The sequence below is a fragment of the Halomonas colorata genome (assembly GCF_014897985.1).
Taxonomy (GTDB): Bacteria; Pseudomonadota; Gammaproteobacteria; order Pseudomonadales; family Halomonadaceae; genus Vreelandella; species Vreelandella colorata.
Genome location: NZ_JABUZA010000023.1, coordinates 13,855 through 38,896 on the forward strand (window position 1 = coordinate 13,855; position 25,042 = coordinate 38,896).

General features: G+C 56.6%; 25 protein-coding genes. 11 read left to right on the forward strand and 14 right to left on the reverse strand.

All coding sequences use genetic code 11. From position 1 onward, the window contains the following. Window positions 1–121: 121 nt before the first annotated feature. The 4 genes from INT33_RS12305 to INT33_RS12320 are packed head-to-tail and all read right to left on the reverse strand — an operon-like array spanning window position 122 to window position 4,891. A complete protein-coding gene (locus tag INT33_RS12305; protein WP_193092005.1) occupies window positions 122–1,114 on the reverse strand; it encodes an ABC transporter permease in 993 nt (330 codons plus the stop codon). After that, window positions 1,098–2,639, reverse strand: coding sequence for a sugar ABC transporter ATP-binding protein (locus tag INT33_RS12310; protein WP_193092006.1), 1,542 nt, complete (start codon window positions 2,637–2,639; stop codon window positions 1,098–1,100). The genes INT33_RS12305 and INT33_RS12310 overlap by 17 nt, the downstream gene beginning before the upstream one ends. Beyond that, window positions 2,636–3,814, reverse strand: a complete 1,179-nt coding sequence (locus tag INT33_RS12315) for a Gfo/Idh/MocA family protein (RefSeq protein WP_193092007.1) — start codon at window positions 3,812–3,814, stop codon at window positions 2,636–2,638. The genes INT33_RS12310 and INT33_RS12315 overlap by 4 nt, the downstream gene beginning before the upstream one ends. A 21-nt stretch (window positions 3,815–3,835) precedes the next feature. Continuing rightward, on the reverse strand, window positions 3,836–4,891 hold the full coding sequence (locus INT33_RS12320) for a sugar phosphate isomerase/epimerase family protein (protein WP_193092008.1): 1,056 nt from the start codon (window positions 4,889–4,891) through the stop codon (window positions 3,836–3,838). A 378-nt stretch (window positions 4,892–5,269) separates the two neighbouring features. Between INT33_RS12320 and INT33_RS12325 the strand changes: the two genes are divergently transcribed. Next, complete coding sequence (locus tag INT33_RS12325; protein ID WP_226940174.1) at window positions 5,270–6,313, forward strand: LacI family DNA-binding transcriptional regulator; 1,044 nt, start codon at window positions 5,270–5,272, stop codon at window positions 6,311–6,313. Window positions 6,314–6,390: 77 nt separating this feature from the next. Here the strand turns inward: INT33_RS12325 and paoC are convergent, their stop codons facing one another. The 3 genes from paoC to INT33_RS12340 are packed head-to-tail and all read right to left on the reverse strand — an operon-like array spanning window position 6,391 to window position 10,094. Beyond that, window positions 6,391–8,571, reverse strand: a complete 2,181-nt coding sequence (gene paoC / locus INT33_RS12330; protein ID WP_193092009.1) for an aldehyde oxidoreductase molybdenum-binding subunit PaoC — start codon at window positions 8,569–8,571, stop codon at window positions 6,391–6,393. A 3-nt stretch (window positions 8,572–8,574) separates the two neighbouring features. After that, window positions 8,575–9,525 carry an FAD binding domain-containing protein gene (locus INT33_RS12335; RefSeq protein WP_193092010.1) on the reverse strand — a complete coding sequence of 317 codons (951 nt, stop codon included), beginning with the start codon at window positions 9,523–9,525 and terminating at the stop codon, window positions 8,575–8,577. Next, entirely contained in the window at window positions 9,522–10,094 is a 573-nt protein-coding gene (locus INT33_RS12340) for a 2Fe-2S iron-sulfur cluster-binding protein (protein ID WP_193092011.1), read from the reverse strand. The genes INT33_RS12335 and INT33_RS12340 overlap by 4 nt, the downstream gene beginning before the upstream one ends. Before the next feature lie 188 nt (window positions 10,095–10,282). Here INT33_RS12340 and INT33_RS12345 point away from each other — a divergent pair, with 188 nt between their 5' ends. Both INT33_RS12345 and INT33_RS12350 read left to right on the forward strand, forming a co-directional pair. Then, entirely contained in the window at window positions 10,283–11,257 is a 975-nt protein-coding gene (locus tag INT33_RS12345) for an XdhC family protein (RefSeq protein WP_192537512.1), read from the forward strand. Beyond that, entirely contained in the window at window positions 11,247–11,852 is a 606-nt protein-coding gene (locus tag INT33_RS12350) for a nucleotidyltransferase family protein (protein WP_192537511.1), read from the forward strand. Before INT33_RS12345 ends, INT33_RS12350 begins: the two co-directional genes overlap by 11 nt. A gap of 26 nt (window positions 11,853–11,878) precedes the next feature. On the opposite strand, the gene INT33_RS12355 is transcribed toward INT33_RS12350, so the two are convergent. Then, window positions 11,879–12,256, reverse strand: a complete 378-nt coding sequence (locus INT33_RS12355; protein ID WP_192537510.1) for a DUF423 domain-containing protein — start codon at window positions 12,254–12,256, stop codon at window positions 11,879–11,881. Between the two features lie 160 nt (window positions 12,257–12,416). Here INT33_RS12355 and thiS point away from each other — a divergent pair, with 160 nt between their 5' ends. From thiS to trmB, 3 genes are all read left to right on the forward strand, one after another. Continuing rightward, entirely contained in the window at window positions 12,417–12,617 is a 201-nt protein-coding gene (gene thiS / locus INT33_RS12360) for a sulfur carrier protein ThiS (protein WP_018916817.1), read from the forward strand. 79 nt (window positions 12,618–12,696) lie between these two features. After that, a complete protein-coding gene (locus INT33_RS12365) occupies window positions 12,697–13,488 on the forward strand; it encodes a thiazole synthase (RefSeq protein WP_192537509.1) in 792 nt (263 codons plus the stop codon). An 8-nt stretch (window positions 13,489–13,496) separates the two neighbouring features. Further along, window positions 13,497–14,240, forward strand: coding sequence for a tRNA (guanosine(46)-N7)-methyltransferase TrmB (gene trmB / locus INT33_RS12370; protein WP_192537508.1), 744 nt, complete (start codon window positions 13,497–13,499; stop codon window positions 14,238–14,240). A 133-nt stretch (window positions 14,241–14,373) separates the two neighbouring features. On the opposite strand, the gene INT33_RS12375 is transcribed toward trmB, so the two are convergent. Further along, window positions 14,374–15,300, reverse strand: a complete 927-nt coding sequence (locus INT33_RS12375) for a LysR family transcriptional regulator (RefSeq protein ID WP_192537507.1) — start codon at window positions 15,298–15,300, stop codon at window positions 14,374–14,376. 224 nt (window positions 15,301–15,524) lie between these two features. Here INT33_RS12375 and INT33_RS12380 point away from each other — a divergent pair, with 224 nt between their 5' ends. Genes INT33_RS12380 through argE form a run of 4 tightly spaced genes read left to right on the forward strand, consistent with a single transcriptional unit; the run spans window position 15,525 to window position 19,767 of the window. Then, a complete protein-coding gene (locus tag INT33_RS12380; RefSeq protein ID WP_192537506.1) occupies window positions 15,525–16,490 on the forward strand; it encodes a Bug family tripartite tricarboxylate transporter substrate binding protein in 966 nt (321 codons plus the stop codon). A 56-nt stretch (window positions 16,491–16,546) separates the two neighbouring features. Next, the gene (locus INT33_RS12385; RefSeq protein WP_192537505.1) at window positions 16,547–17,050 is read left to right on the forward strand and encodes a tripartite tricarboxylate transporter TctB family protein; all 504 of its coding nucleotides are present in this window, start codon (window positions 16,547–16,549) and stop codon (window positions 17,048–17,050) included. Window positions 17,051–17,074: 24 nt separating this feature from the next. Further along, the gene (locus INT33_RS12390; RefSeq protein ID WP_192537504.1) at window positions 17,075–18,547 is read left to right on the forward strand and encodes a tripartite tricarboxylate transporter permease; all 1,473 of its coding nucleotides are present in this window, start codon (window positions 17,075–17,077) and stop codon (window positions 18,545–18,547) included. 32 nt (window positions 18,548–18,579) lie between these two features. Further along, the gene (gene argE, locus INT33_RS12395) at window positions 18,580–19,767 is read left to right on the forward strand and encodes an acetylornithine deacetylase (protein ID WP_192537503.1); all 1,188 of its coding nucleotides are present in this window, start codon (window positions 18,580–18,582) and stop codon (window positions 19,765–19,767) included. Window positions 19,768–20,050: 283 nt separating this feature from the next. Here the strand turns inward: argE and INT33_RS12400 are convergent, their stop codons facing one another. Beyond that, on the reverse strand, window positions 20,051–20,965 hold the full coding sequence (locus INT33_RS12400) for an AEC family transporter (protein ID WP_192537502.1): 915 nt from the start codon (window positions 20,963–20,965) through the stop codon (window positions 20,051–20,053). A gap of 105 nt (window positions 20,966–21,070) precedes the next feature. Here INT33_RS12400 and INT33_RS12405 point away from each other — a divergent pair, with 105 nt between their 5' ends. Further along, complete coding sequence (locus tag INT33_RS12405; RefSeq protein ID WP_192537501.1) at window positions 21,071–21,364, forward strand: hypothetical protein; 294 nt, start codon at window positions 21,071–21,073, stop codon at window positions 21,362–21,364. Window positions 21,365–21,417: 53 nt separating this feature from the next. Here the strand turns inward: INT33_RS12405 and INT33_RS12410 are convergent, their stop codons facing one another. The 4 genes from INT33_RS12410 to INT33_RS12425 form a co-directional block, all read right to left on the reverse strand. Next, entirely contained in the window at window positions 21,418–22,476 is a 1,059-nt protein-coding gene (locus INT33_RS12410; protein WP_192537500.1) for an alpha/beta hydrolase family protein, read from the reverse strand. Window positions 22,477–22,479: 3 nt separating this feature from the next. After that, the gene (locus INT33_RS12415; protein WP_192537499.1) at window positions 22,480–23,160 is read right to left on the reverse strand and encodes an FKBP-type peptidyl-prolyl cis-trans isomerase; all 681 of its coding nucleotides are present in this window, start codon (window positions 23,158–23,160) and stop codon (window positions 22,480–22,482) included. 111 nt (window positions 23,161–23,271) lie between these two features. After that, complete coding sequence (locus tag INT33_RS12420) at window positions 23,272–23,715, reverse strand: universal stress protein (RefSeq protein ID WP_192537498.1); 444 nt, start codon at window positions 23,713–23,715, stop codon at window positions 23,272–23,274. 20 nt (window positions 23,716–23,735) lie between these two features. After that, window positions 23,736–25,019: a TRAP transporter large permease gene (locus INT33_RS12425; protein WP_192537497.1), complete on the reverse strand. Its 1,284-nt coding sequence runs from the start codon at window positions 25,017–25,019 to the stop codon at window positions 23,736–23,738. Window positions 25,020–25,042: the final 23 nt, after the last annotated feature.

Sequence of the window (25,042 nt, forward strand, 5' to 3'; positions counted from 1 at the left end):
TGTTATTGCTCCCTTTCTAACGTACATCGTGGATGGGCGAGCCAACCCCGCCCAGTGTGATCGTCGGCCCTGTTTGGGCATAGCGACCGAAAAGACCGTTCTTAAACCCCGTATTAACGAATCAGGCACGCTTGTACTGCAGCAGTACCGCCAACAAAATGACGCCGCCCTTGACCAGCCCCTGTAAATAAGGGGAGACGCCGGTCAGGTTAAGCATGTTGTTGATAATGCCTAGAATCAGCGCACCGATGACCGTGCCCCATACCGAACCGCGTCCGCCGGAAAGCGCCGTGCCTCCGATGACGACGGCAGCAATGGCATCCAGCTCATAAAAGTAGCCTGCATCGCTCGGGCTGACCGAGTTGAGCCGCGAGGTCAGCATGATGGCCGAAAGCCCCACACAAATGCCCGCAATCACAAAGGTGGAGAGCACAATGCGCTCGACCCGAATGCCCGAGTAGCGTGCTACCTGAGGGTTAGCGCCTACCGCGCACACATGCCGCCCGTAGGGCGTATGAAACAGCAGCACATGTGCGATGATCGCCAAGCCAAAGAACACTAGCACGGGAATTGGAATGCCCAGAAAGTAACCGCCGCCCACGCTTGAGAAGTGCGGATTGGGAGTAGAAACCACCGCTGCATCAGTGAAGTAGAGCGCCAGCGAACGAAAGATCGACATGCTGGCAAGCGTTACCACAAAAGCCGCTATGCGCCCCCGGGTAACTAACAAACCGTTGAATAGCCCTAACAGCCCGCCCGCCGCGATAGCGGCCAACAGGCCGAGAAGCACCGCCTGGACGGGGTCACTAATGCTATTAATGATGTACAGGATAACCACGCCCACCAGCGCCACCATTGACCCCACCGACAAATCGATGCCACCGGCGATAATCACAAAGGTCATGCCGATGGCGATAATGCCGGTATAGGAAACCTGACGCATCACGTTGGAGATATTGCGGGTATCGAGAAAATATTCGCTGGCGATGGACGACACCACAAACAGCAAAATCAGCGCCACCAGCGGGGCCAGAATCGTCGCGTTAAGGGGCAGTCTGCGCAGGCCTTGGCGTGCAACGCTCCCCATTGTCTTGGTATTAGGCGGTTGAGCCATCTTGATTCCCCACTTGTTCACGGTTGGCGTGCTGCCGTGCGCCAGCGGCATACAGCATTATTTGTTCTTCGTTGATATCGTCACCGTTAAGCTCAACGGCTATTTGCCCTTCGCGAATCACTAACACCCGATCCGCAATACCAATGACCTCTTCAAGCTCGGAAGAGATCACGATAACGGCTTTATTTTGTTGGGTAAGGTCGCGGATCAGCTGATAAATCTGCTGCTTGGCGCTGATGTCGATGCCGCGAGTGGGCTCATCGAGCATCAGGATATCGGGTTCAATATCGAGTAGCTTCGAGAAGTAAACCTTCTGCTGGTTGCCGCCACTCAGAAGGCTTACCGGCGCCGCCAGGTTGGATGCCTTGATAGAAAGACGTTGCTGGTAATGTTCGGCCTGGCGACGTTCAGCGCGATGCTTTATGAAGCCGCGCACATAGCGTTTCAGGCTGAGAGCGGTAATGTTCTGCATGACGTTAAACGAGAGAATCAGCCCCTTGCCTTGGCGGTCTTCTGACAGATACGCCAAACCGTGGGCATGGGCTTCGTTGGGCGAACGAAGATCTACAGGCTCGCCATCGATAAATATTTCGCCTTGCTCTTTGCGGTGCAGCCCCATGATGGTTTCAGCAATTTCGGTGCGCCCCGCGCCCACTAGCCCGGCCAGCCCCAGCACTTCGCCACGGCGTACTTCAAGGTTGATGCCCTTGAGCTTGCCTTTAAGGCTTAAGCCCTGCACACGCAGCGCGGGCGGCGTATTGTCAGCACGTTGCGCAAGCTTCTCAGGGTAAATTTGTGACAGCTCGCGCCCGACCATTTTGCGCGCCATGTCCTCCTCATTAAGCGTCGCGGTCTCGCACAGCTCTACCTGCTGGCCGTCGCGTAAAATCAGCAGCCGATCACAGAGATCTTTGACCTCTTTTAGCTTGTGAGAAATAAATAAAATCGTGACGCCCTTGGCGACCAGCGCGCGCACCACGTTAAACAGCACCGCGACTTCGCGGTCGGTCAGTACCGTAGTGGGCTCATCCAGAATCAGCAGTCGCGCGTCGTTAACCAGTACCCTGGCCACTTCTACCATCTGCTTTTGGGCAACGCTTAGCCGCTCAATGGGAAGTTCAGGGTCCAGGTCCACTTCAAGCGAGCTGAGCAGTTCCTGGGTGCGCTTACGCATGCCTGCGTGATCCAGAAAACCATGACGGCGTACTTCCTGGCCCAAAAAGACATTTTCGTAAACACGCAGCGTGGGGATTAAATTGAATTCCTGGGGGATCATCGCCACGCCGTGAAAACGCGCCGTAATCGGGTCCAACGCACTAAATATCTGACCATTCAGGTGGATCGACCCCACCGTTGGCGTGTAGATACCGCTGATGATCTTTAACAGCGTGGATTTCCCGGCGCCGTTTTCCCCCAGAATACCCAGCACTTCGCCCGGCATAACGGAAAGGGAAATATCATTTAGCACCTGAACGGGGCCGAAGGCTTTACCGATCCCTTCAAGCGTTAAAATAGGCTCGCTCATGGGGCGCTCCCGGAAGCGTCTGGCGCTTTAGTCAGATGCAGCGGCGTCCAGCTGCCTGCCGCTTGGTGTGAAGTAATCGCCGCCTTAATAAAGCGCATGCCATACACACCGTCTTCAATGCCCGGTAGCCAAGCGGGATATTCACCAGCCGCGTGCCCATCGGCCAACGCCTGATACAGGTTGGCGAAGGCTTCAATGTAGCCTTCCGGGTGCCCGCCCGGTACGCGAACGCCCTGGCCAACACCTGCACTTAACCAATCACCACGCCGCGTTAAGCGCTGGCTTGGTCCGTTAAGCGGTTTCAGCCACAGCTCGTTGGGCTGCTCCTGGGCCCATTGCAGGCTGGCCTTCTCGCCGATGACACGAATGGTTAACGCGTTTTCATAACCAGCGGCCGTTTGGCTTGCCCACAGCATGCCCCGCGCACCGCCGTTAAAGCGCAGCAGCGCCTGAACGTTATCATCAAGCGCCCGCCCCGGCACCGTGGTCACCAGCTCAGCGCTTACCTCACTGACGCGCTGGCCGCTAATAAACTGGGCCAGTTGAAACGCGTGCACGCCAATATCTCCCAGGCAGCCAGCAGCCCCCGCCTGGGTGGGGTCTAAACGCCAGGCGGCCTGGCGGTTATCGGCTTCCGGGGGTTCGCTTAACCACTCTTGAATATATTCGACCTGCACATGGCGAAGCTGTCCCAGCGCGCCCTGGGCAATCATTTCACGGGCATGCTGAACCAGTGGATAACCCGCATAGTTGTGCATTAATACAAAGTGGCGAGCGCTTTTCTCAGCCGCTTGCGCCAGCTGTTCGGCTTCCTCAACGCTGAGCGTCATGGGTTTTTCACATACCACATGAAAGCCCGCTTCCAGGCTTGCCAGCGCCGCCGGGTAATGCAGGTGGTTAGGCGTCACAATCGCCACGACCTGGGCGCCATCTTCGCGGGCGGCTTCGCCTGCCAACAGCGCTGCGTAGTCGGCATAGCAGCGCTGGCCATCAATGCCTAACTCGTTGGCGGTCGCCAGATTGCGCTCTGTTTGGGATGAAAAAGCCCCGGCCACCAGCTCAAAGCGGTCGTCCAGCCGCGCCGCCATACGGTGCACACCGCCAATAAAGGCGCCCTGGCCGCCGCCTATCATGGCGAGGCGAAGTCTGCGTGGCGTGTCGTTGGTTGTTGTCATTATCTAACCCCTGAGCGTGGTTTAGCCGAGACCCAGCAGCGTGCGATTAGCCTCACGATCCGTCCCGGCATCGGCAAAGTCATCAAACGCGCGGTCGGTCACCTGGATAATGTGCTCATTCACGAACGTGACGCCTTCCGCCGCGCCCTGCTCAGGATGCTTGAGCGCACACTCCCACTCGATGACCGCCCAGCCGTCAAAATCGTACTGGGCCAGTTTCGAGAACACCGCTTTGAAATCCACCTGCCCATCGCCCAGGGAGCGAAAGCGGCCTGCCCGCTCGACCCAAGAGGTGTAGCCGCCGTAAACGCCCTGCTGGGCGGTAGGATGAAACTCGGCATCCTTGACATGAAACATGCGGATATACGGGTGATAACGATCAAGAAAGGCAAGGTGATCAAGCTGTTGAAGCACCAAATGCGAAGGGTCATACAGCATGCAGCAGCGCGGGTGATGGTCCACGGCGGCTAAAAAACGCTCAAAGGTCGCACCATCGTGCAGGTCTTCACCGGGATGAATTTCAAAGCACAAGTCCACACCGACGGCATCAAAGGCATCCAGAATAGGGCGCCAGCGTTTGGCAAGCTCGGCAAAACCATCTTCAACCAGCCCAGCGGGGCGCTGTGGCCACGGGTAAAGAAACGGCCAAAGCAGCGAGCCTGAGAACGTAGCATGGGCCTTCAACCCCAGATTGGCGCTGGCCTGCGCGGCAAGCTTTAGCTGCTCGACAGCCCAGGCCTGACGTGCGACCGGGTCGCCGTGCAGTTCAGGCGGGGCGAAGCCGTCAAACAGGCTGTCATAAACCGGATGCACGGCCACCAATTGGCCTTGGAGATGAGTGGAAAGCTCGCAAATCTCTAGACCATACCCCGCTAAAAGGGCCTGAATCTCCTGGCAATACGCCTGGCTTTCTGCCGCTCGCTCAAGATCAAAAAACCGCTTATCCAACGTGGGCATTTGCAGCGCTTTAAAGCCCAGCTCCGATGCCCAGCGCGCAATATGCTCCAGGCTATCGAAAGGCGGCTCGTCACCAATGTACTGGGCTAGAAAGAGCGCGGGCCCTTTAAGTGTCTTCATCATCGACCTCATTTATTTTGTTGTTTTGGCGTCAGCAATCAGTACTGAAAAACACAATGTAATGGATTACATTTCAGCAGAGCAAAGTACATCGGTCAAGCATGACAAAAAGGATGAAATAAAATGGATAACGCACTGCTACAAAAGGATTTTAAATCTTAAAATTCTCGCTAAGCGCTTATAATTTAGACTAAAGAATAAACAAGAATAGGAAATAAATAGCCATATAATTAACGCGCTAATAGTAAAGGTGCGTTTAAATGTTCTGGTTAACACTGCTAGAATTTGAATGTAAACATTTACATTTTAGCGAGTAGCGCGCCAATATTGTCTTTAACCGCCCGCTTTCAGGCGCGTTTTTTTCAGGACCATCGTTCAATGCTTAACACCCAGGTAACGAGCAAACAGCCGCATAGCGTGCCGACGATTAAAGACGTGGCGAAAGCGGCGGGCTGTTCGACAGCGACCGTATCACGCGCCCTGGCAACGCCTGAAAAAGTCAGCGATGCCACCCGCAAGCGGGTAAATCAGGCAATTGCTCAGGTGGGTTATTCACCCAATATTGCCGCACGCAACTTGCGCCGTGCGGAGTCCAAAACCATCGTGGCGCTCTTGCCGGATATTTCCAATCCGTTCTTCTCCGAGATTATTAGCGGCATGGAGGATGTTGCCCATCAGGCGGGTTACCAGATACTGATTGGCGACTGCGAACACGACCCAGCACGTGCAGAAGCCTACTTTCGGCTGCTTTCCACCAACCAGGCCGATGGTATTGTGCTGTTGACCTCCGAGATTCCCAGAGCGCTGGTCAAGCAAGCGGATAAGCAGGCGGACTTTCCGTTGGTCATGGCATGTGAATTTTTTAGCGATATCGATCTTCCCCTGATTGCCATCGATAACCATCAAGCCAGCTGCCAGGCGATTGATTACCTGGTGTCGCTTGGCCACCAACGTATCGCAACGCTTTCTGGCCCAGCGCATAACCCTATTTGCCAGGAACGCAATCGCGGCTATCGCGATACGCTAGCGGCCCATCAGTTGAGTAGTGAAGCGCGTATTGCAGAGGGTAACTTTGGCTTTCGCTCCGGGTATCAGCAGGGGTTAGCCCTGCTGGAGGGGAAAACGCCCCGACCCACCGCGATTTTTTGTCATAGTGACGAGATGGCGGTTGGCGTGCTGAAAGCCGCCCGCCAGTTGGGTATTAGCGTGCCCGACCAGCTGTCCGTTGTCGGCTTTGACAATATCGGCCTGAGCGAATACTGCGATCCGGAACTGACGACCATTAGCCAGCCGCGCAATGAAATCGGCCAGCAGGCCATGCAGTTGCTGCTTCACCTTTTGCGTGGCGAGCAGCCCATACGCCATCAAACGCTAAGCAGCCACTTGATCGTGCGTAAAAGCACCGGGCGGCTTAAAGGTTAGCCATCGCGTTATATGCCTGCATAAAAAAACGCGGGGGCAGTTGCCTGCTCCCGCGTTTTAATGGTTACCTCGCTGGCTTACGCGTCGGGCAGTCGATCAAGCATGCGGTCCAGCGTCATGGGGTAATCGCGTAGGCGTATGCCGGTGGCGTTGTACATGGCATTGGCTACCGCCGCCGCGCCGCCGCAGATACCCAGCTCACCGACCCCTTTGGCTTTCAAGGGTGTGGAGGCGCCGTCTTGAGTATCAAGGAAGATGACTTCCTGCTCGGGAATGTCGGCGTGTACGGCTATTTCGTAACCGGCCAGGTCGTGGTTGGTAAAGTACCCTCGCCGTGAGTCGATGTTCAGGCTCTCGGTCAAGGCCGCGCCTGTGGCCATGGTCATGCCGCCAATCACCTGGCTACGCGCGGTGACAGGGTTCAGGATGCGCCCGGCATCCACGACCGAGAGCGTACGCCTGAGGCGCGTTTCGCCGGTATAGGCATGCACCGCCACCTCGACAAAGTGCGCCGCGAAGGTACCGATCTCAAGCTCGTCCTTGAAGTCGCCAAAGTGCAGCGTATCTTCGCCCACCAGCTCTTCATTCGGGGCCACGTCACGTAGCGCCACGCGCTTGTCATCGGCCACCACATGGCCGCTTTCGAACCGCGCCGACTCGACGCCCAGGCGCTTGGCAATCTCGCCTTGCAGTGCCACACACGCTGCATAAACCCCCGCGGTAGAGCTGGCCGCGCCCATCTGGCCGCCGGAGCCGGACGCCGCCGGGAAGGCGCTATTGCCCAGGCGCACCTCCACATCGTCCATCTCCAGGCCCATGGTTTCGGCAGCGGTCTGGGCGATGATGGTGTAGGAGCCGGTGCCGATATCGGTCATGTCAGTCTCGACGATTAGCCGCCCTTCGCTCAACCGTACCCGCGCACCGGAATCCATCGTCGGCGCACCGCGGTAGGCACCGGCCATGCCCTGGCCAATCAGCCACTGCCCTTCGCGCTTACCGCCTGGCGTGGTGTTACGCGCGCTCCAGTTAAATACCTCGGCGCCCTTGCGCAAGCACTCGACGAAATGGCGGTCGCTATAGCGTTTGGAAGGCTCTTCGGGGTTGACCTGGGTATCGTTGAGAATCCGAAACTCCACCGGGTCCATGCCGAGCTTTTCGGCCATTTCATCCATGGCGATTTCCAGCACGGCCAAGCCCGAAGCTTCGCCGGGAGCGCGCATGTCGGCGGACTCGGGCAGGTTCATGTCGATGGCGTGGTGCGCCACACGGCGGTTTTCGCCAGCGTAGAAGCAGCGCGTCTGATTGACCGCATCTTCACCACTGCCGCCGGGCAGCGTATGGGAGATCGCCGAGTGATCGAAGGCGGTGATCCGACCGTCCTTGCCCGCAGCGATGCGCAGCCGCTGCACGGTGCCGGAGCGATGGGTGGCATTATTGAAGATAAACGAGCGTGGCAGCGCCAGCTTCACCGGGCGGCCAGTCTCTCTTGAGCCCAGCGCGGCGAGCACCGCGTCGGCGCGAAGCCACAGTTTGCCCCCAAAACCGCCACCGATGTAGGGGCTTTCCAGGCGGATATTGGCCGGGTCGAGCTCAAACGTGGTGGCCAGCGCCTTGCGGGTCCACTTGATCATCTGATTCGAGGTCCAGAGCGTCATGTTCTTGCCATCAGTCCAGTCCGCAATCGTCGCGTGGGGCTCCATCATGGCGTGGCTTTGCGAAGCGGTGTGGTAGGTCTCATCCAGCGTGACCTCGGCACTGTCAAAGGCCGCGTCCACATCGCCCACGTGCGAAACCACGTCTCTATCCTGTAGCCGCTTCCAGGCATCATCCAGATCGAACTCGCCTGGAATCTCTTCGTACTCTACCTCGATGAGCGATGTGGCCGCCCGGGCCTGCTCCAGCGTGTCGGCCACCACCACGGCAATCGCCTGGTGGTAATGTTCAACCATATCGCCGCCAAACAGCTTGGCGACGTTGCTTTTGGCACGCGGCAGCTCGTCGATATCCAGCGCCGTGATCACCGCCGCCACGCCTTCGGCGTTACGCGCCGCCGTTGCGTCCATGCGGGTAATACGCCCTTTGGCGATACTCGACCCCAGCGGGTAACCTACCAACGGGTTATCCGCTACATCATGGCGCTCGTAGGCGTAGGGGGCCGTGCCGGTCACTTTCAGTGCGCCATCGACCCGGGCATGGGGCTTGCCGATGATCCGGGCGTGGTCAAAGAGGTTCTCGTCGGCTGATTGATTAAAATCCATACATCACTCCTTTGCCAGCAGGGCGGCCAGCGTACGCTCGGCAAGTGTCAGCTTATAGGCGTTCTCATCGGTGGGGCGCGCGCCGTCCAGAAGCTTGGCCATCACCGCTTTGGCGCCGTTGCCAAGCTCGGCATCCGCCTCGTCACGCCGCCAGGGCTTGGGCGCTACACCGCCCAGCGCCACGCGGCCCTTGCCGTCGTCGGTTTCGATCAGTGCCACGGATACCAGCGCAAAGGCGTAAGAGGCGCGATCGCGTACCTTGTAATATTGCTGGCGCCCGCCGACCGGCGCAGGAAGCACCACGCCGGTGATGATTTCACCGGGCTCCAGCGCGTTCTCCACGTTCGGGGTATCGCCGGGCAGCTGGTAGAACTCATCAAGCGTAAGCCTGCGTGTTTGCCCTTCGGGGTTGACGGTTTCCACCTCGGCATCCAGCACGCGAAGGGCCACTGCCATGTCCGAGGGGTGCGTGGCGATGCAGTGATCCGACGTTCCGATCACGCCCAGTTGGCGGGTATCGGCGCCCTCGTCGAGCGCGGCGCAGCCAGCCCCGGGCTCGCGCTTGTTACACGGCATCGCCGTATCGTAGAAGTAAGGGCAGCGGGTACGCTGTAACAGATTGCCGCCGGTGGAGGCCTTGTTGCGAAGCTGGCTCGATGCACCGGCGAACAGCGCCCGGCTGAGCACCGGGTAGTCGCGTTTGATGCGCTCGTCGGCGCCAAGGGCGGTGTTGCTGACCAGCGCGCCGATGCGCAGGCCGCCGTCGTCGGTCGCGACAATGTCATCAAGGCCAGTGCCGTTGATATCGATCAGGTGTGCAGGCACTTCGATCTCATGCTTCATCAGATCGAGTAAATTGGTGCCGCCAGCAATGAATTTGGAACCTGACACTTCAAAGGCGCGCGCCGCCGCCTGGGCGGCATCGTCGATGCGCTCATAGGAAAAGGCTTTCATGAGCGCTCCCTGGCAGTTTGATCGTTGGCAACCTGATTGATGGCTTTCAAAATGTTGGCGTAGGCACCGCAGCGGCACAGATTGCCGGACATGCGCTCGCGGATCTCCTCATCGCTGATCTCGATGGGCCCATTGAGTTCTTTGGTCACGTGGCTCGGAATACCGGCGCGGATCTCATCAAGCGTCGCCTTGGCCGAGCAGATCTGGCCCGGCGTGCAGTAGCCGCACTGAAAGGCGTCGTTATCGATGAACGCCTGCTGCATCGGGTCCATATGCTCGACATCGCCCACGCCTTCGATGGTGGTGATCTCGTCGTCCTGGTGCATTACCGCCAGCGTCAGGCAGGAATTCACCCGTTCGCCGTTGATATAAACCGTACATGCCCCACACTGGCCAAGATCGCAGCCTTTCTTGGAGCCGGTGAGCTTCAGGTGTTCGCGCAGGGTGTCCAGCAGCGTGGTGCGATTATCAAGTTCCAGCTCGTGGCGTTGGCCGTTGATCGACAGGGCAACCGCGGAGCGGGTCGTGGCGCTGTCACGATGCTTCTCGAACGTCGTCGTTGAGGTCATTTGGATTGCCTTTAATTTTTTCGTTGCTATCGCCTGGTCACGGTCATGACGAAATAAGCATAGTCACAATTAAAGCCAGCAGCCCAATTCTTATGATACGCCCGCCCCAGCGCACAATTGGTCTACGCTAAAGGGCACATAGACCCCGGCCCGGCTTGCAGGTCACTGAACAAGGAACGCGTGAATCAATGCAACACCTGGACCTCAAGGTCATCGAACAAGCGCTGACATGGTGTGAAAAGGGCGAGACGATCTGGCTCTGCACGGTGCTTGAAACCTTCGGCTCATCGCCTCGGGCACCAGGTTCTTGGCTGGTCGCCACCTCGCGTGGCGAGCATATCGGTTCGCTCTCCGGCGGCTGCGTGGAGGAGGATTTTCTCGAAAGGCTCAACAACGGCGCCTTTGAGCAGCCCATCACCACCACCCGCTACGGCGATACGGCAGATAGCGATGCTCCAGGCGTAGCGCTGCCTTGTGGCGGCGTGCTGGATGTACTGGTCGAGCGGCTGGCGCCCACCGCCGAGACCCGCGAACACCTGAGCGTGGTTTTAAACGCGCTCAAGGGCCACGAGCCGCTGATGCGTAGGGTCGATACAGTAAGCGGCGAGCGCGGTTTTCACCCGGCCCCACCCACCGGGCCGCGTGTCGAGAGACAAGGTGACGCTATCAGCATGCGCGTCTCCCCGGCTCACCGGCTGGTCATCGCAGGTATTTCGCCGATTACCACGCCGTGTGCGGCGTTTGCCGTGACGCTTGGGTATGAGGTGATTGTCTGCGACCCGAACGAGGCCGCCTGCGCGGGCTTTGACGTGCCCGGCGCCCGGGTGGAGACACGCCTGCCCTCAGCGTATATTTCACCGAACACCTGCCATGGCGCCACCGCGGTGGTGGCGCTCACCCATGACCCACGTATTGATGATCTGGCAATGATGGAAGCCGTGCGCACGAGCGCCTTCTATATCGGCGTCATGGGCTCACTGCGCTCCTCGGCGGCGCGAGCCGAACGGCTGGTCCGCTCCGGCGGGCTGAGCGAGGCAGAAATCGCGCGTATCCATATGCCGATCGGCCTGGCGCTGGGCAGCAAGACGCCGGCCGAAATTGCCCTGGCCGTGATGGCCGATATTGTGCGCGTTCAGCACGGAAGACCTCTCGATGAGCTCTAACCGCGCCTGTCACGTGGTCGCCCTAGTGATGGCCGCCGGCTACTCGCGCCGCTTTGGGCCTAGCGATAAACGCTGTGCGCTTATGCCGAATGGCCAAACGCTGCTGGCCGCCTCGCTTGCCAACGTCCAAAAAGCATTTATCCACCTGCGTGTGGCCGTGCGTGAAGAGGAAGATCCGGCGTTATTGGGCATTCCCGAGGATGTGGCGTTGGTGTGCGTTCGTAAGGCGCACCTTGGCCTGGGGGCAAGCCTGGCCGAAGCGGTAGGCGCTCTGGGCTGTGACCCTGACCTTGATGACATTGACGCCGTGGCAATCCTGCTCGGTGATATGCCCTACCTTAAGCAAGAAACCTTGCTGGCCCTGCAACGCCGGGCTTCTCGCGATACCATCGTGCGGCCCTGCTTTGAAGGCCAGCAGGGCCACCCGGTGATTTTCGGGCGGGCAATGTGGCCTGCGCTTGAGAGACTTAGCGGCAGTGACGGCGCCAAGGGCGTGATCAAGCAGTACGCCTCGCGCTTGCGGGAATGCCCGGTCGCAGATGCAGGCATCTTGCGTGATATCGACGCGCCAGCAGATCTATCAAGGGCCGTTTAGTTAAAGGCTTGTTAGCTAGAGACCAGTCAAGGACTTCTTAGTACCGCCACCGCCAGCATCAGCCACCCGCCAATCAGCAAAACGCCACCAATAGGCGTCACGATACCCGCATTCAAACCGGCCATCGCCATGGCATAAAGCGAGCCGGAGAAACCCACGACTCCCAAGCCCCACAGCGCAACCGACCACTGCCAGCCCTTGAAACCAAACACGCGCTGACCAATTAGCACTGCCATCATCGCCAGCGTGTGCCAGGCCTGGTAGCGCACGCCGGTTTCGGCCGCATGCACCATTTCGGCACTGGCCCGTAGCGCCAGACCGTGGGCCGCGTAAGCTCCCACCATGACCGTGACAGCCCCAGAGAGCGCGATCAGGCACCAAATGATTCGTTCGTTACGTTGCATTGCTGCTCCTTTCAAGGTGTTACCGCACCTGTAAAGCTCGCGTGCGACTCGGCATACCTTGCACCGCGGGAAACCGCTACAATAGAGGCACTTTTAAGCATTTTGCTAGGGTTAGCCCTAACTCTTATAGACCCTATGCCTCGATAGACGAGACAGTTTTATGCACATTCAACTCAATGGCGAGCCTTACACGCTGGAAGCGGGCCTGACGGCCGCGGATCTAATCGATCAACTGGCGCTCACCGGCCGGCGGGTCGCGGTAGAGATCAACGAAGAGATCGTACCGCGCAGCCAGCTGGCCACCACCCGCTTGGCTGAAGACGACCAGGTGGAAGTGGTGCATGCCATCGGCGGTGGCTAGCCCGCAGCACTTATGGCTCTTTGACTGGCTACGCCCTCTTTTTCGCGTTCTATTTCTCTCGTTTTATCCAGGATTCGCTATGACACTTCAAAACGATACGCCGTTTACCATTGCCGGACGTAATTTTAGCTCTCGCCTGCTGGTGGGTACCGGCAAATATAAAGACTTCGACGAGACCGGCGCGGCGATTGCCGAAAGCGGCGCCGAGATCGTCACCTTTGCCGTACGCCGTACCAACCTGGGCCAGGAAGCGGGGCCTAACCTGCTCGACGTGATTTCACCGTCGCGCTATACCCTGCTGCCCAACACGGCAGGCTGCTACACCGCCAAAGACGCCGTGCGCACCTGTCGTCTGGCCCGCGAACTGCTCGACGGGCATAAACTGGTCAAGCTGGAAGTGCTGGGCGATGAGACCACGCTCTACCCCAACGTCGTCGAAACCCTGAAAGCCGCCGAAACGCTTCTGGCCGATGGCTTTGACGTCATGGTGTACACCAGCGACGACCCCATTGTAGCCCGCGAACTTGAGGCCATGGGTTGCTGCGCCATCATGCCGCTGGGCTCACTGATTGGCTCGGGCCACGGCATTCAGAACCCGCACAACGTGCGCCTGATTGTGGAACAAAGCAGCGTGCCGGTACTCGTCGATGCCGGTATCGGCACAGCATCCGACGCGGCTATGGCCATGGAGTTAGGTTGCGACGGCGTGCTGCTGAACACCGCCATCGCCCACGCCCGCGAGCCGCTGCGCATGGCGCGTGCCATGAAAAGCGCCGTAGAAGCCGGGCGTGATGCTTTTCTGGCCGGACGCATGCCGCGCCGCCAAACGGCAGACCCATCATCACCTTTTGCTGGCCGCATTAACGGTTAAGAGATTTTATGACTGATATTAAAAGTACCGACGAGTCCTCAACCGGGCCGGAAAGCGCTGAAGCGCCGCTGCATCGTCGGGGGATTAAAAGCTATGTAATCCGTGCCGGGCGCATGACCCAGGCGCAGAACCGGGGCCTTGAAGACGTATGGCCACGCTTTGGTCTGACGATTGACGACGGCCTGCAGGACCTGACCGCGCTGTTTGGCCGGGAAGCCCCGCGTGTGGTTGAAATCGGCTTCGGCATGGGCAACTCGCTGATCGAGCAGGCCGAAACCCACCCGGACACCGACTTTATCGGTATCGAAGTGCATTCGCCGGGCGTCGGCAAGCTGCTGGATGAAGTGGACAAGCGCGGCCTGACCAACCTGCGTATCTACAAGGAAGACGCCCTGGCCGTACTGGAAAAATGCCTGCCGGAAGGCTCATTGACCACCGTGCAGCTGTTCTTCCCCGACCCCTGGCCGAAGAAAAAGCACCACAAACGGCGCATCGTGCAGCCCGCGTTTGTCGAGCTGATTCGCACGCGCCTCAAGCCCGGCGGCACCTTCCACATGGCGACAGACTGGGAAGCCTATGCCGAGTGGATGGCCGAAGTAATGGAAGCCGCCCCCGGCTACACCAACACGGCCAATGCCGACACGACACCTTACGTGCCCCGCCCCACCTTCCGCCCGCTAACCAAGTTTGAAGCCCGCGGCGAGAAGCTGGGTCACGGCGTATGGGATCTGATCTATCGGCGCGAGGCGTAAGCTCCCGCTTTCGGCCGCCTTCGCCTGTCAGGCGTGACGTTGGGCAAGTGATACCTCCAATGCAACGTCGGCAGGCGCTCCACCCGTTGCGTCTCTTTGCCCTATCTTTCTCTTTACTGCTTTATGCTTCCCTTTACTGTTTTACATTAAGGGACGTTAATATTTCCATTTTGTGCAAGGTGTCGATTTCGGCGTATATTTCTTCGCAGAAGGATTCAGCTACGTTGCTTAACGGCTTGTGTTTAGATTTAAGCAAGGCAATTTCCCATTCGATGGTGGGGTCCATCGCCTTTGACACGACGGCTGTTCCCGGCAGCAGTAGCTCTGCAACAGGATCAATGACAGCGACGCCAAGCCCTCGGTCAACCAGTGCACACACCCCTCGCATATGGCGCATTTCAGCCGCCATATGTCTTTTAATATTCACTGTTTGCATCATGTAATCTACACGGACACGCAGAGGGCTATCTGCCATCAGCTCGACAAATGTCTGATTCTGCAAACTAGACAGCGATATAACGTCCTGCTTCGCGAGTGGATGGGTGCGGTGCATGATGCAGCGCGCAGAACAGCGCGCCAGACTTGTGACCTTTGCGCCGTAGGTATCCGCTTCAAGCGTAATTCCCAATGCTACGTCGCAGGTATTGTTGTCGATCATTTTAAGCAACTCTTGCAAACCTGCATCAATCAATCGCACGCCTACATTGGGGTGTTTTTGTTTAAAGCGCTTAATAACGTCGAGTAAAAAAGTATCGCAAAAAATGGGTTGAGCAGCGACGACGATACTGCCCAACTGATTGTTGGAAATTGCATCCGCATCTTTCTGAGTATCTCGAATACTCGCCATCAGCCGTAAGACAGAGGCGTGATATAAAAATGCTTCGGATGTGGGTGAAAGCTGATTACGCGTTCGTTTGAATAATGCAAAACCCAACGCCTCCTCAAGCCCAGTAAGCAAGCGACTCACCATTGACTGGCTAATGCCCAGCATCTCTGCGGCCGCCTTGGTCGTGCCGTGCTTCATAAACGCGTCAAATGCTTCAATCTCTTTTATTTTCATTACCTTAAACTCGCTTTAAAAACGTTAGCTAAATCATTGGCAGATTAAAACAGACGTTATAAGCCGTAAGCTTGCAATTTCAGCCCTCTACTAGAACATTTATGCATACTTAATTGAATTATTGAAACAATTTTCATACTTGTCTATGTTGAATAAGCTAGGTTTAAAACTGCTGCTGGCAACGCCGTTTAATAAAACCTCTAACAACTGCTGCGGAGACAAGTATGAAACTCACCCTAAGCTTAACGGCGGCAACGCTTCTCGCTGCATCCACCGCCTATGCTCAAAACTATCCTTCCGAACCCGTAACGCTTGTCGTTCCTTATGGCCCGGGCGGCGCCTCTGACCTTGCGGGCCGGGCCCTGGCGGAGTCTGCGCGCGAATATCTAGGCCAGCCTGTCACCGTCGTCAACCAAGCCGGCGCCGGTGGAATGACCGGTGCTCGCGACGTGACACAGGCCGAGGCCGATGGTTACACCCTCTTACTGGCTCGCGTCGGCATGGCGCTGTCACCAGCAGTCAATGAAAACAGCAGCGTTGACTGGGATGAGTACACGTTTATCAGCCCGCTTGAAGCCACTCCCATGATTCTGGCCGTCGCCGATGACTCCCCCTACGAAAGCGTTGAGGATCTGCTGGAAGGCATCGAAAACGACCCTGGGGCAATGAGCTACGCCGCCTCTGGCGCCACCGCCATTGATGGTTTTACGGTGCAATCTCTGCTTGCTGATGCGGAAATGGATCCACTGACGGCGGCAACGTTGATTCCTTATCGGGGCGGCGGCGAGCTGGCAACGGCCCTGCTAGGTGGACACGTTGATTTTCTCGCCATCGCGGCAGCGTCACTGATGCCGCATATCGAGAGCGGCGATATGCGCCCATTAATGGTGTTCTCACCCGAGCGCATGGAAGCATTGCCGGAAGTGCCCACTGCTGAAGAGCTGGGCTATGAGCTGGCAGGCCAGGTCATTGGCTGGAGCGCTTTGTACGGCCCGCCTGATCTGCCCGAAGAAGTGATGAATACCTGGAGCCAGGTAATGGAGCAGGTTGCCGAAGATGAAACGTGGCTCAGCCGTGCCGAAGGCCGTGGCTCGATTTCTACCATCGGCAGTGTCGATATGGAGACGTATGCAGAAGAGCAATACGAGTTCTATCGCTCCTTGGCTGAACAGTTTGGCTACCTGGAGTGAGTCCGCGCTAAACACCGCGTAACAACTGCATACATCATTTCATCGCTGGAGGGGTCATGGGTATAACACGCGGCTTGGTTATTACAGCGCTGTTCGGGGTCGTGCTTTTTTTACTTATCCCCGCCTATGTGCCCCGCCCGCGCTTTATTCCGGGGTTTGCACCACCGCCTGATATGTGGCCACGAACGGTTTCCATGCTGGGCATGGCGCTGGGAATGCTGCTTGTCGGGCTATCGTTTTCGCGCAAAACCGAAGCACTCGCTGACCCTGAAGATGCCAGTACCCTTCGCGGCGGTACACCCCTTGCCACATTGCTCACTCGCTTCGCCTGGACAGTACTGGCCTTTGCGCTCTTTATCGGCGCAGTGTCGCTATTAGGGTTCTTGTTATCAAGCATCCTGCTGTTAATGGCAATGCTGGTACTGACGGGTTATTGGCGCCACAAAATAGTGGCGACCATCGTAGCCATCGTGCTTCCACTGCTTCTCTACCTGTTTTTCTCCAGCGCACTCAATACGCGTTTCCCGGTTGGCAGCCTTTTCAGGGCTTTCGGAATTTAACTGTCGCGTACAGGACTGACCACTATGCTCAACGATCTGCTGGTTGCCTTTCAGGCGGTGGCCACCATGGAGAATTTCCTGATCATGGCCGCCGGTATCTGGGGAGGTGTGATTATTGGCGCGATTCCCGGCATGACCGGCACCATGGCTGTTACATTGGCGCTGCCCTTCACGTTTTACATGCAGCCTATTCCAAGTATTTTGCTGCTTGTCGCGCTTTATAAAGGCTCGACCTACGGCGGTTCGGTATCGGCGATATTGATCAAGACCCCAGGTACTGCTTCAGCCGCTTGCACCACCCTTGATGGCTATCCCCTGGCCCAACAGGGCAAGGCGGGCAAAGCCCTTAACATGGCGCTCTACTCCTCATGTACCGGGGATTTTATTTCCAACCTTTCACTGATTTTTATCGCCGCGCCACTGGCGCTTCTCGCACTGCGTATCGGTCCTCCCGAATATTTCATGCTGATGATTTTTGCGCTTACTACCGTGGCTGGCGTATCCGGGCGCTCACTTCTGCTTGGGCTGGTTTCTGCATGCCTGGGGCTTTTGTTGGCCACCGTGGGGGAAGATATGTACGGTTCTTTCCGCTTTGACCTGACGGTGGATATGCAGAGCGGCCTGGCCGTGGCACCCGTGCTGATTGGCCTGTTTGCGATTCCTGAGCTTCTAAAGATTATTGTGTTTCGCAACAACCAAAGCCATAAGCCCATGCAGCTGGGCGATAACCGGGTAACACGCGATGAGCTGCGCCGTTCATTAAAGGCAATGCTCAAAGGCAGCATGATCGGGGTCGTGATGGGGGCCATTCCCGGCATTGGCCCTTCGGCGGCGGCTTTCTCCTCCTACGGCGAAGCACAGCGTAGTTCAAAGAACCGCGAAAACTTTGGTAAAGGCGAACTGGAAGGCATTGCGGCATCAGAGTCTGCCAATAATGGCTGCTGTGGCTCCACCATGATTCCGTTATTAGCCCTGGGCGTACCAGGTGATGTGATTACGGGCGTGATGCTGGGCGCCTTTATGATTCACGGCATGACCCCAGGCCCCATGCTGTTTGAGAACAACCTTCATGAGGTTTACATGCTGTTTATTGGCATGCTGTTCTCATCCGTTTTGCTGTTTGGGGCCGGCAAGGCAACGATGCGCTTTTTCTCGCATATCTCACGTATTCCGCCTGGCTTGATGGCGCCGATTGTCCTCGCCCTGTGCGTATTCGGTATTTTTTCGATCTCCAACAGCATGTATGACGTCATCGTGCTGCTGGCGATGGGCGTATTTGGCTTTTTCATGTTCCTGTTCGCCATTCCCGCCGCGCCCTTTTTAATCGCGTTCATTCTTGGCCCAATGCTGGAAGAAAACCTGCGTCGCGCCCTTGCTCTATCTCGTGGTGATCCCAGCATTCTGGTGTCATCGCCGATCACCTGGTTATTCGCGTGTTTGGCGATATTTGTGGTGGTAGTAACGATTCGTCAGCAACTTAAAAAAACCCAGGTTTGAGCCAACGATTCCCCTATTGCCGAGGATTAACCATGCAAGCTAGTGCCATGCCGAATGCTCATCCGCAGTTGGAAGCTTCAATATCACACCTTGCCGACCTGATCGCTTACGACACAACGAGCGCGTACTCCAACCTCGAAATTATTGACTACATGGAGAGATTCTTCACCAATCTAGGCGCGGACGTGACGGTGTTACCGGATAAGAGCGGTGAGAAAGCCAATCTGGTCGCTCGCTTGGGCCCAGCCGACCTACCTGGCATCGTTCTCTCTGGTCATACGGACGTGGTGCCTGCCAACCCGAAGAGCTGGCAAAGCGACCCTTTCAAAATGGAGCAGCGCGGCAGTCGCCTGTTTGGTCGCGGCACCTGCGACATGAAAGGTTTTGCAGCGTGCGTCATGGCGGCAGCACCGGCGTTTGCCAACGCTGAACTACAGCGCCCCGTCTATTTCTGTTTCTCTCACGATGAAGAAGTGGGCTGCCTGGGGGCACCCGCCATCGCACGCTATTTATCAGAACTGAAAGCACCACCGGCGTTGGCGATTATTGGCGAGCCCAGCGAAATGAAGCTGATCAACGGCCAGAAAGGCAAGATCGCCATGCGAGTGACGGTGCGCGGCGAAGGCGGTCACTCCTCGTTTTCTCCCCAGCACGTCAATGCCGTCGAGTATGCCTCACGTATCATCACCATGATCGCTGAACGAGCACGACGATATGAGCAGGATGGCCCTTTCGATCACGACTTTACCGTTCCTCATGCCACCACCCTTACCACCATTATTGAAGGCGGTGTGGCAACCAACGTTACCCCCGACACGTGTAGCTTTATCTTCGAGCTGCGCAGCATTGATCAAGAAGCAGCCGCCACGGATATTCAAACCCTGATCAACGATATTGAGTCGGCCCTACTGCCCGAAATGCAGCGCCAATCATCAGATTCCGCCATTGAATGGCAAGAGCTGTTTGCCTACCCTGCCATGGGCGATGCCACTGGCAGCGCGATGTTTAAAAAGCTTGAACCCATTCTTCCGGGGCGTGGCGGCAAGGTTTCTTATGGTTCTGAAGGCGGGGTGTTCGAGATCGATGGCGGCATCCCGTCGGTCATTCTTGGCCCAGGCTCTATTCGCCAAGCCCATAAACCCGATGAGTTTATAGAAATTGAGCAGCTTAATCAGTGCCTTGAGTTTCTAGACGAACTAAATGGCTGGATGGAACGTTAATATATCGACAGAAGCTAGGTACTTTCCGACAGATGGAAGTACTTTCCGACAGAAGATAAACATTTTCTCATTGCATAGAAATTTGCAGGCCTAGAAAAAAGAAAGCCACTCCAAGGGAGTGGCAAAAGACCGTGACTAGCAATGAGAGGGAGAAACCATGACAAAAAACTGGCGGTTATCTGTCGTGGTCTGTAGCGACTCATTAAACGCTACACAGACAATATAAGCATTCGTATTTATCTCGTCAATACAAATGCGAATACTTTTTATTTATTTTTGCATCTTAGCCGGCTAACTGTAGCCATAGCGGTAGTGAGAGCATGGCGAGCAAGGTCTGCCCGGTAATAATGGCCGCCATTAGCTCGGCATCGCCGCCCAGCTGGCGGGCCAGAATGTAGGCTGAAGTGGCAGTAGGTAGGGCAGCGAACAATAGCGCAACGTCTCGGCTAATCGTGTCCAGCCCTAATGCCCACGCCAGTACCAATACCAATGCAGGCATCAGCATTAGCTTAATACTGTTGGTGGCGAGCAGGCCGCGGTCGATCCGCAATAGCGCTGCCGGGCGCAGGGCTACCCCCACGGCAATCAACCCCAGCGGCAAGGCGGCTCGTCCCAGAAGGCCCACGGTATCCTGGCTCCACCCAGGCAGACCAATACCGGTCAGGTTTAACGCAATGCCCGTCAAGCAAGCGAGTATCAGCGGGTTTTTCACCAGCGCCATCACGCTTTTTCCCATACTGGCACTGCCTAACGTGCCCGCAGCGACAAAGCTTGCTACACATATCACGTTAACCACGGGCACCATTAACGCCACGGCTACAGCAGCAGTCGTTGCTCCTAACTCGCCGTGCAACGCTGCCGCCCCTGCTACGCCAACATAGGTGTTAAAGCGCACCGCTCCTTGAAACACGGAGGTAAACGCTGCGGGTGTTAGCTGTAACCAATGGCGTAGCCACCAGATCAGCAACCCAAAAAATGCTATTGCGCCTAACAATACTAGGGCTAAGCGCCCCACGGGTACCTGGCTGACATCGGCGGTAGCAAGTGTCCCCACCAGCATGGCTGGAAAAAGCACAAAGTAGATTAATCGCTCCATAGCGGGCCAAAAACCCGGGGACGGCCAACGCCAGTAACCCAGCGCTGCGCCAAAAAGTATCAAAAGAAACAAAGGCCCTAACGCAGCGGTAATACTCTCCATGGGGTTTCCTTATGACCTGCGACATCACAGCACAACGACATCGACACATTTACTGTTACCATGAGACGAATCCCCGTCTGACGGCTTGCGTAGCGATATTCTGCCATGAAAATACTGCCTCAACCTGCTTACTTTGCGGGTTTTAAGGGACTCAAGGTACTGATTTTGACCACCGCCTTAGCGCTGGCGGCCTGTACTTGGTATGTGTTTTTTCATCGTCTGCACGATGGCCACCCGACTGCGGGGCACCTCACAATGGCTATCTGCGACCTTAATGGTCAGGCCTGCTCAGCTATTTTGGGCGATGGGGGGAGGTTAACACTGCAGATCAATATCGACAGATCGGCAAAAGCCGCCTCTCAAGCCATTATGCCTATGGCAGGCACGCGTCATCCTTGATATCCCAAAAGGGAGATCAAAGTCGGCTTGACGTTAATGTGCCAGAAAAAAGCTTAGTCGGCGTCGATAGAGGCCGTTTGCAATCGGTCGAGCATGGCTATCAGCGCGCTCACCTGGCTGCCTTCACGGGTATCGTGGAGCGGATTCTGCTGCCAAAGGCTTTCGGCATATCCCCACCAATCCCAACACCCTTGCGGATTGGATAAGCTACTGTCGATTTGCGGGTAAAGCACTACCTGGCGATGCCTTGCGGCCCAGTGATTTAATCCACTGTGACTGACGAAGGTGTCATTGATGGCATTAGTGCTCATCTGGCAGCCGTGCAGGGCAATCGTGACCGGGCAGGCTTCATCTTCACAGGAAGCGGGGATAAATAGATACCCGGTATCCGCCAGCCCCTTGACGGCAAACTCTGACTGATCGAACGCGACCAGTTCACCTGACTCTGGACTCACCGTTTCGCGCTCTGGGTATAGCCAGTCGAGCATTTCGCGGGCGACGTCTTCATCGCAGGCGAGCACATGGCTTCCCCCGCCCTGACGGCAGTTCCCCAGCTCATGGGGGCCAACCGTCTCCTCTTCGTGAAGACGCACCGGCCAGCCGTGTCCTGCTGTTGGATTGCGCACGACCTTTAACTGTTCAGGCGCTGCCAGCCACTGCCGCCACTGCCCGGCCAAAAGCTCAACCAGTTCGGGATCAACAACGTTATCCGCACCGCCATGCCAGATAAAAGCTCTTAGCTTGCCAAGGGCTGCCTGATCGCCCGCCTGCTCGTTTTGCGTATAACGCTCGCGGCGGTCTTCAAGATCCTCAAGATCAGGCAGGCCACCACGCGTCATCATGCATTGACTAAGCGCCACGCTTAGCGAACCCTGGGAACACCCCCAAGGCCCCGCCGCCAGTACCCCAACGCCACTAAAGCGCTCAGGCCAGGCAACCGCTAACTGGGTGGCCATATAACCACCCGAAGATACGCCTACTACGCTTGCCTGTTCAGCCATTGCATTTAGCGCAGGCAAGCGATCAGGTGTTTCAGCAGCACTGGCCACCAGAGGCCCGCCTACCAAGAGTATGAAACTGGTGTAACGGGCAACCACTGGGGCCAGGAACATAGGTTATTCGACGCCTAGCAGTTCAACGCGGAAGGTAAGCATTTCGTTGGGGCCAATCGGGCCCTGGCCGTGTTCACCGTAGGCAAGGTCAGCGGGAATGTATAGCATCCAGCTGTCGCCAACGCTCATCAGCTGCAGGGCTTCCTGCCAGCCTTCAATCACTTGATTGACTTGGAAGCTTACCGGTTCACCACGCTCAAACGAGCTATCAAATACGGTGCCATCGAGCAGCATACCTTCGTAGTTCACTTCCACGGTATCTTCAGGCCCAGGTGTTTCACCATCGCCCGACTCCAGCACTTCGTACTGCAGGCCCGACTCGGTTACTTCAATACCTTCACGCTCGGCGTTTTCCGCCAGGAAGTCATCGCCTTCTTCCTGGTTTAGCTGGGCCATTTCGGCCGCTTCTTGTTCACGCGCTTCTTGCGAGCGTGCCTGGAAGGCCATGATCGACTCAACCATCTCATCTTCGCTGAGTGCCAAGTCATTGTCTTCGAACACGTCGCGCATGCCATCGTTAAACGCGTCCAGGTCCAGGTCTTCGATATCGGCCTTCATGCTTTCGCCAAGCGTAACGCCAAGGCTGTAGGCAAGACGCTGCTCGTCTGTATCAGGGGCGGCGGCAACAAAAGGCGCCACCAAAAGCAGACTGGTCAGGGCCGTTGTAGAGAGCAGTGTTTTCATTAAAAAATAACCTTATTCGTCGGCGTGATACGCCATATTTAGGGTGCTTCAAAAATATTTAGAGTACTTCAAAAAATAGGACAGCGTGTTTATCCAGAGGTTTGCACCAGATTACACAACGAGCGTCGGACAGTGGGCCGCACCGGCCACCCGTTGAGAAACGCTACCTAACAGCATACTTTTTTCACCGTTGGTGCCCTGCGCACCAATCACAATTAAATCGCACTCCCGCTTCCAGGCAAAGCGGACGATTGTGCGTGACGGGCGCCCACCTTTCACAAAAGCGCGAACGCAGCTACTTTCAGCTCCCCTATCGATCGCGTAGGACTTGGCATGCACGGCAATCTCGGTAGCGTACTCTTTTAACGCGTCATCGGGTATATCCAGTTGGCTTGGGCGTACCATAGAAAGCGACGCCTCAAGCAAACTGTGATGCTTGAATACACACAGGAAATACAGCTCGGCGCCCGTTAGCATATGTAGCCCAACCGCCTTGTCGAGTGCTTTGATGGCCCCTTTTGATCCATCCACCGGGACTAAAATGCGATTAAACATGCAATTCTCCTTGTGGAAAGTTAGCGAAAGGCCACATCACGCAGGAACAGCGCAATTTGCGGAAACATAATCAGCAGTGCGGCCGCCAGGATCAGCATAAAGATAAACGGAGGCGTGCCTTTAATAACCTCCCAGTAAGGCCGCTTAAAGATCGCAATGGCGGTAAAGATATCGCACCCAAACGGCGGTGTCGCCGATCCTATGGCCACCTGCAATGTAATCAGGATACCCACCAGTACGGGGTCCAGGCCTGTCGCCGCAATAGCGGGAGCAAAGATAGGCGTTAAAACCAGAATGACCACGATAGGATCAACGAACATGCACGCGATAAAGAAGGAGATACAAATCGCGATCAGAACGCCGGTCGGCCCTGCGTCATTCACCCCGACCGATTCCAAAATCGCCTGGGGGATCTGAGCAAAGGATATGATCCACGAGAAACTGTTGCCTACCGCCACCAGGATAAACACCACGGCCGTAATCAAACCGGTGGACTTGGCGATGGCATAGATATCGTTCATTTTGAGCGAACGAAATACCACAAACTCCAGCAGAATGGCGTAAAGCACACAGGCGGCAGCGGCCTCGGTGGGGCTGAAAATACCCCCATAAATCCCACCGACGATAATAACCGGGAAGCCCAGCGGCCAAAGCGCCTTTTGCACGGCAACGCCGCGCTCCTTCCAGCTGGCACGCTCTTCCGTGGGTACGTCTTTGACTATCGCGTAAACGATACAGTAGGCTGAAAACATGAACAAAATCAGCAATCCTGGCCCAATACCGGCGATAAACAGCTCACCAATCGAAGTGCCTGAAATAACCCCGTAGATGATCATGCCGATACTCGGCGGGATCAGAAACGCAATATCGCTGGCATTGATTATCAGTGCCAGGGTAAATGAGTCGGAGTAGCCCGCTTTCAGCATTTTCGGGCGCAGCGGCGAACCAACCGCCACCACTGTAGCCTGGGTGGAACCGGACACAGCGCCAAAAAGCGTGCAAGACGCCGCCGTGCTTACCGCAAGCCCGCCTTTAATATGGCCGATAAACGACATCACCATATCGATCAGACGGTTAGCTGACTGGCCGCGCGTCATAATATCCGCGGCGAGAATAAACATGGGCACGGCAATCAGCGACGCTGGACGAATGCCCGCCATCATTTGCTGGATCAGCGTATCCATTTGGCCGAAGCCATTAAACATCATATAAAAGCCGATGATTGCCGCCGTAATCAGCGGCACCATCATTGGAAAGCCCAGCAGCAGCAGGGCAATCATGGTGACTACCATTATTGTCGTCATAACTATTCCCCTAGAGTGCGATG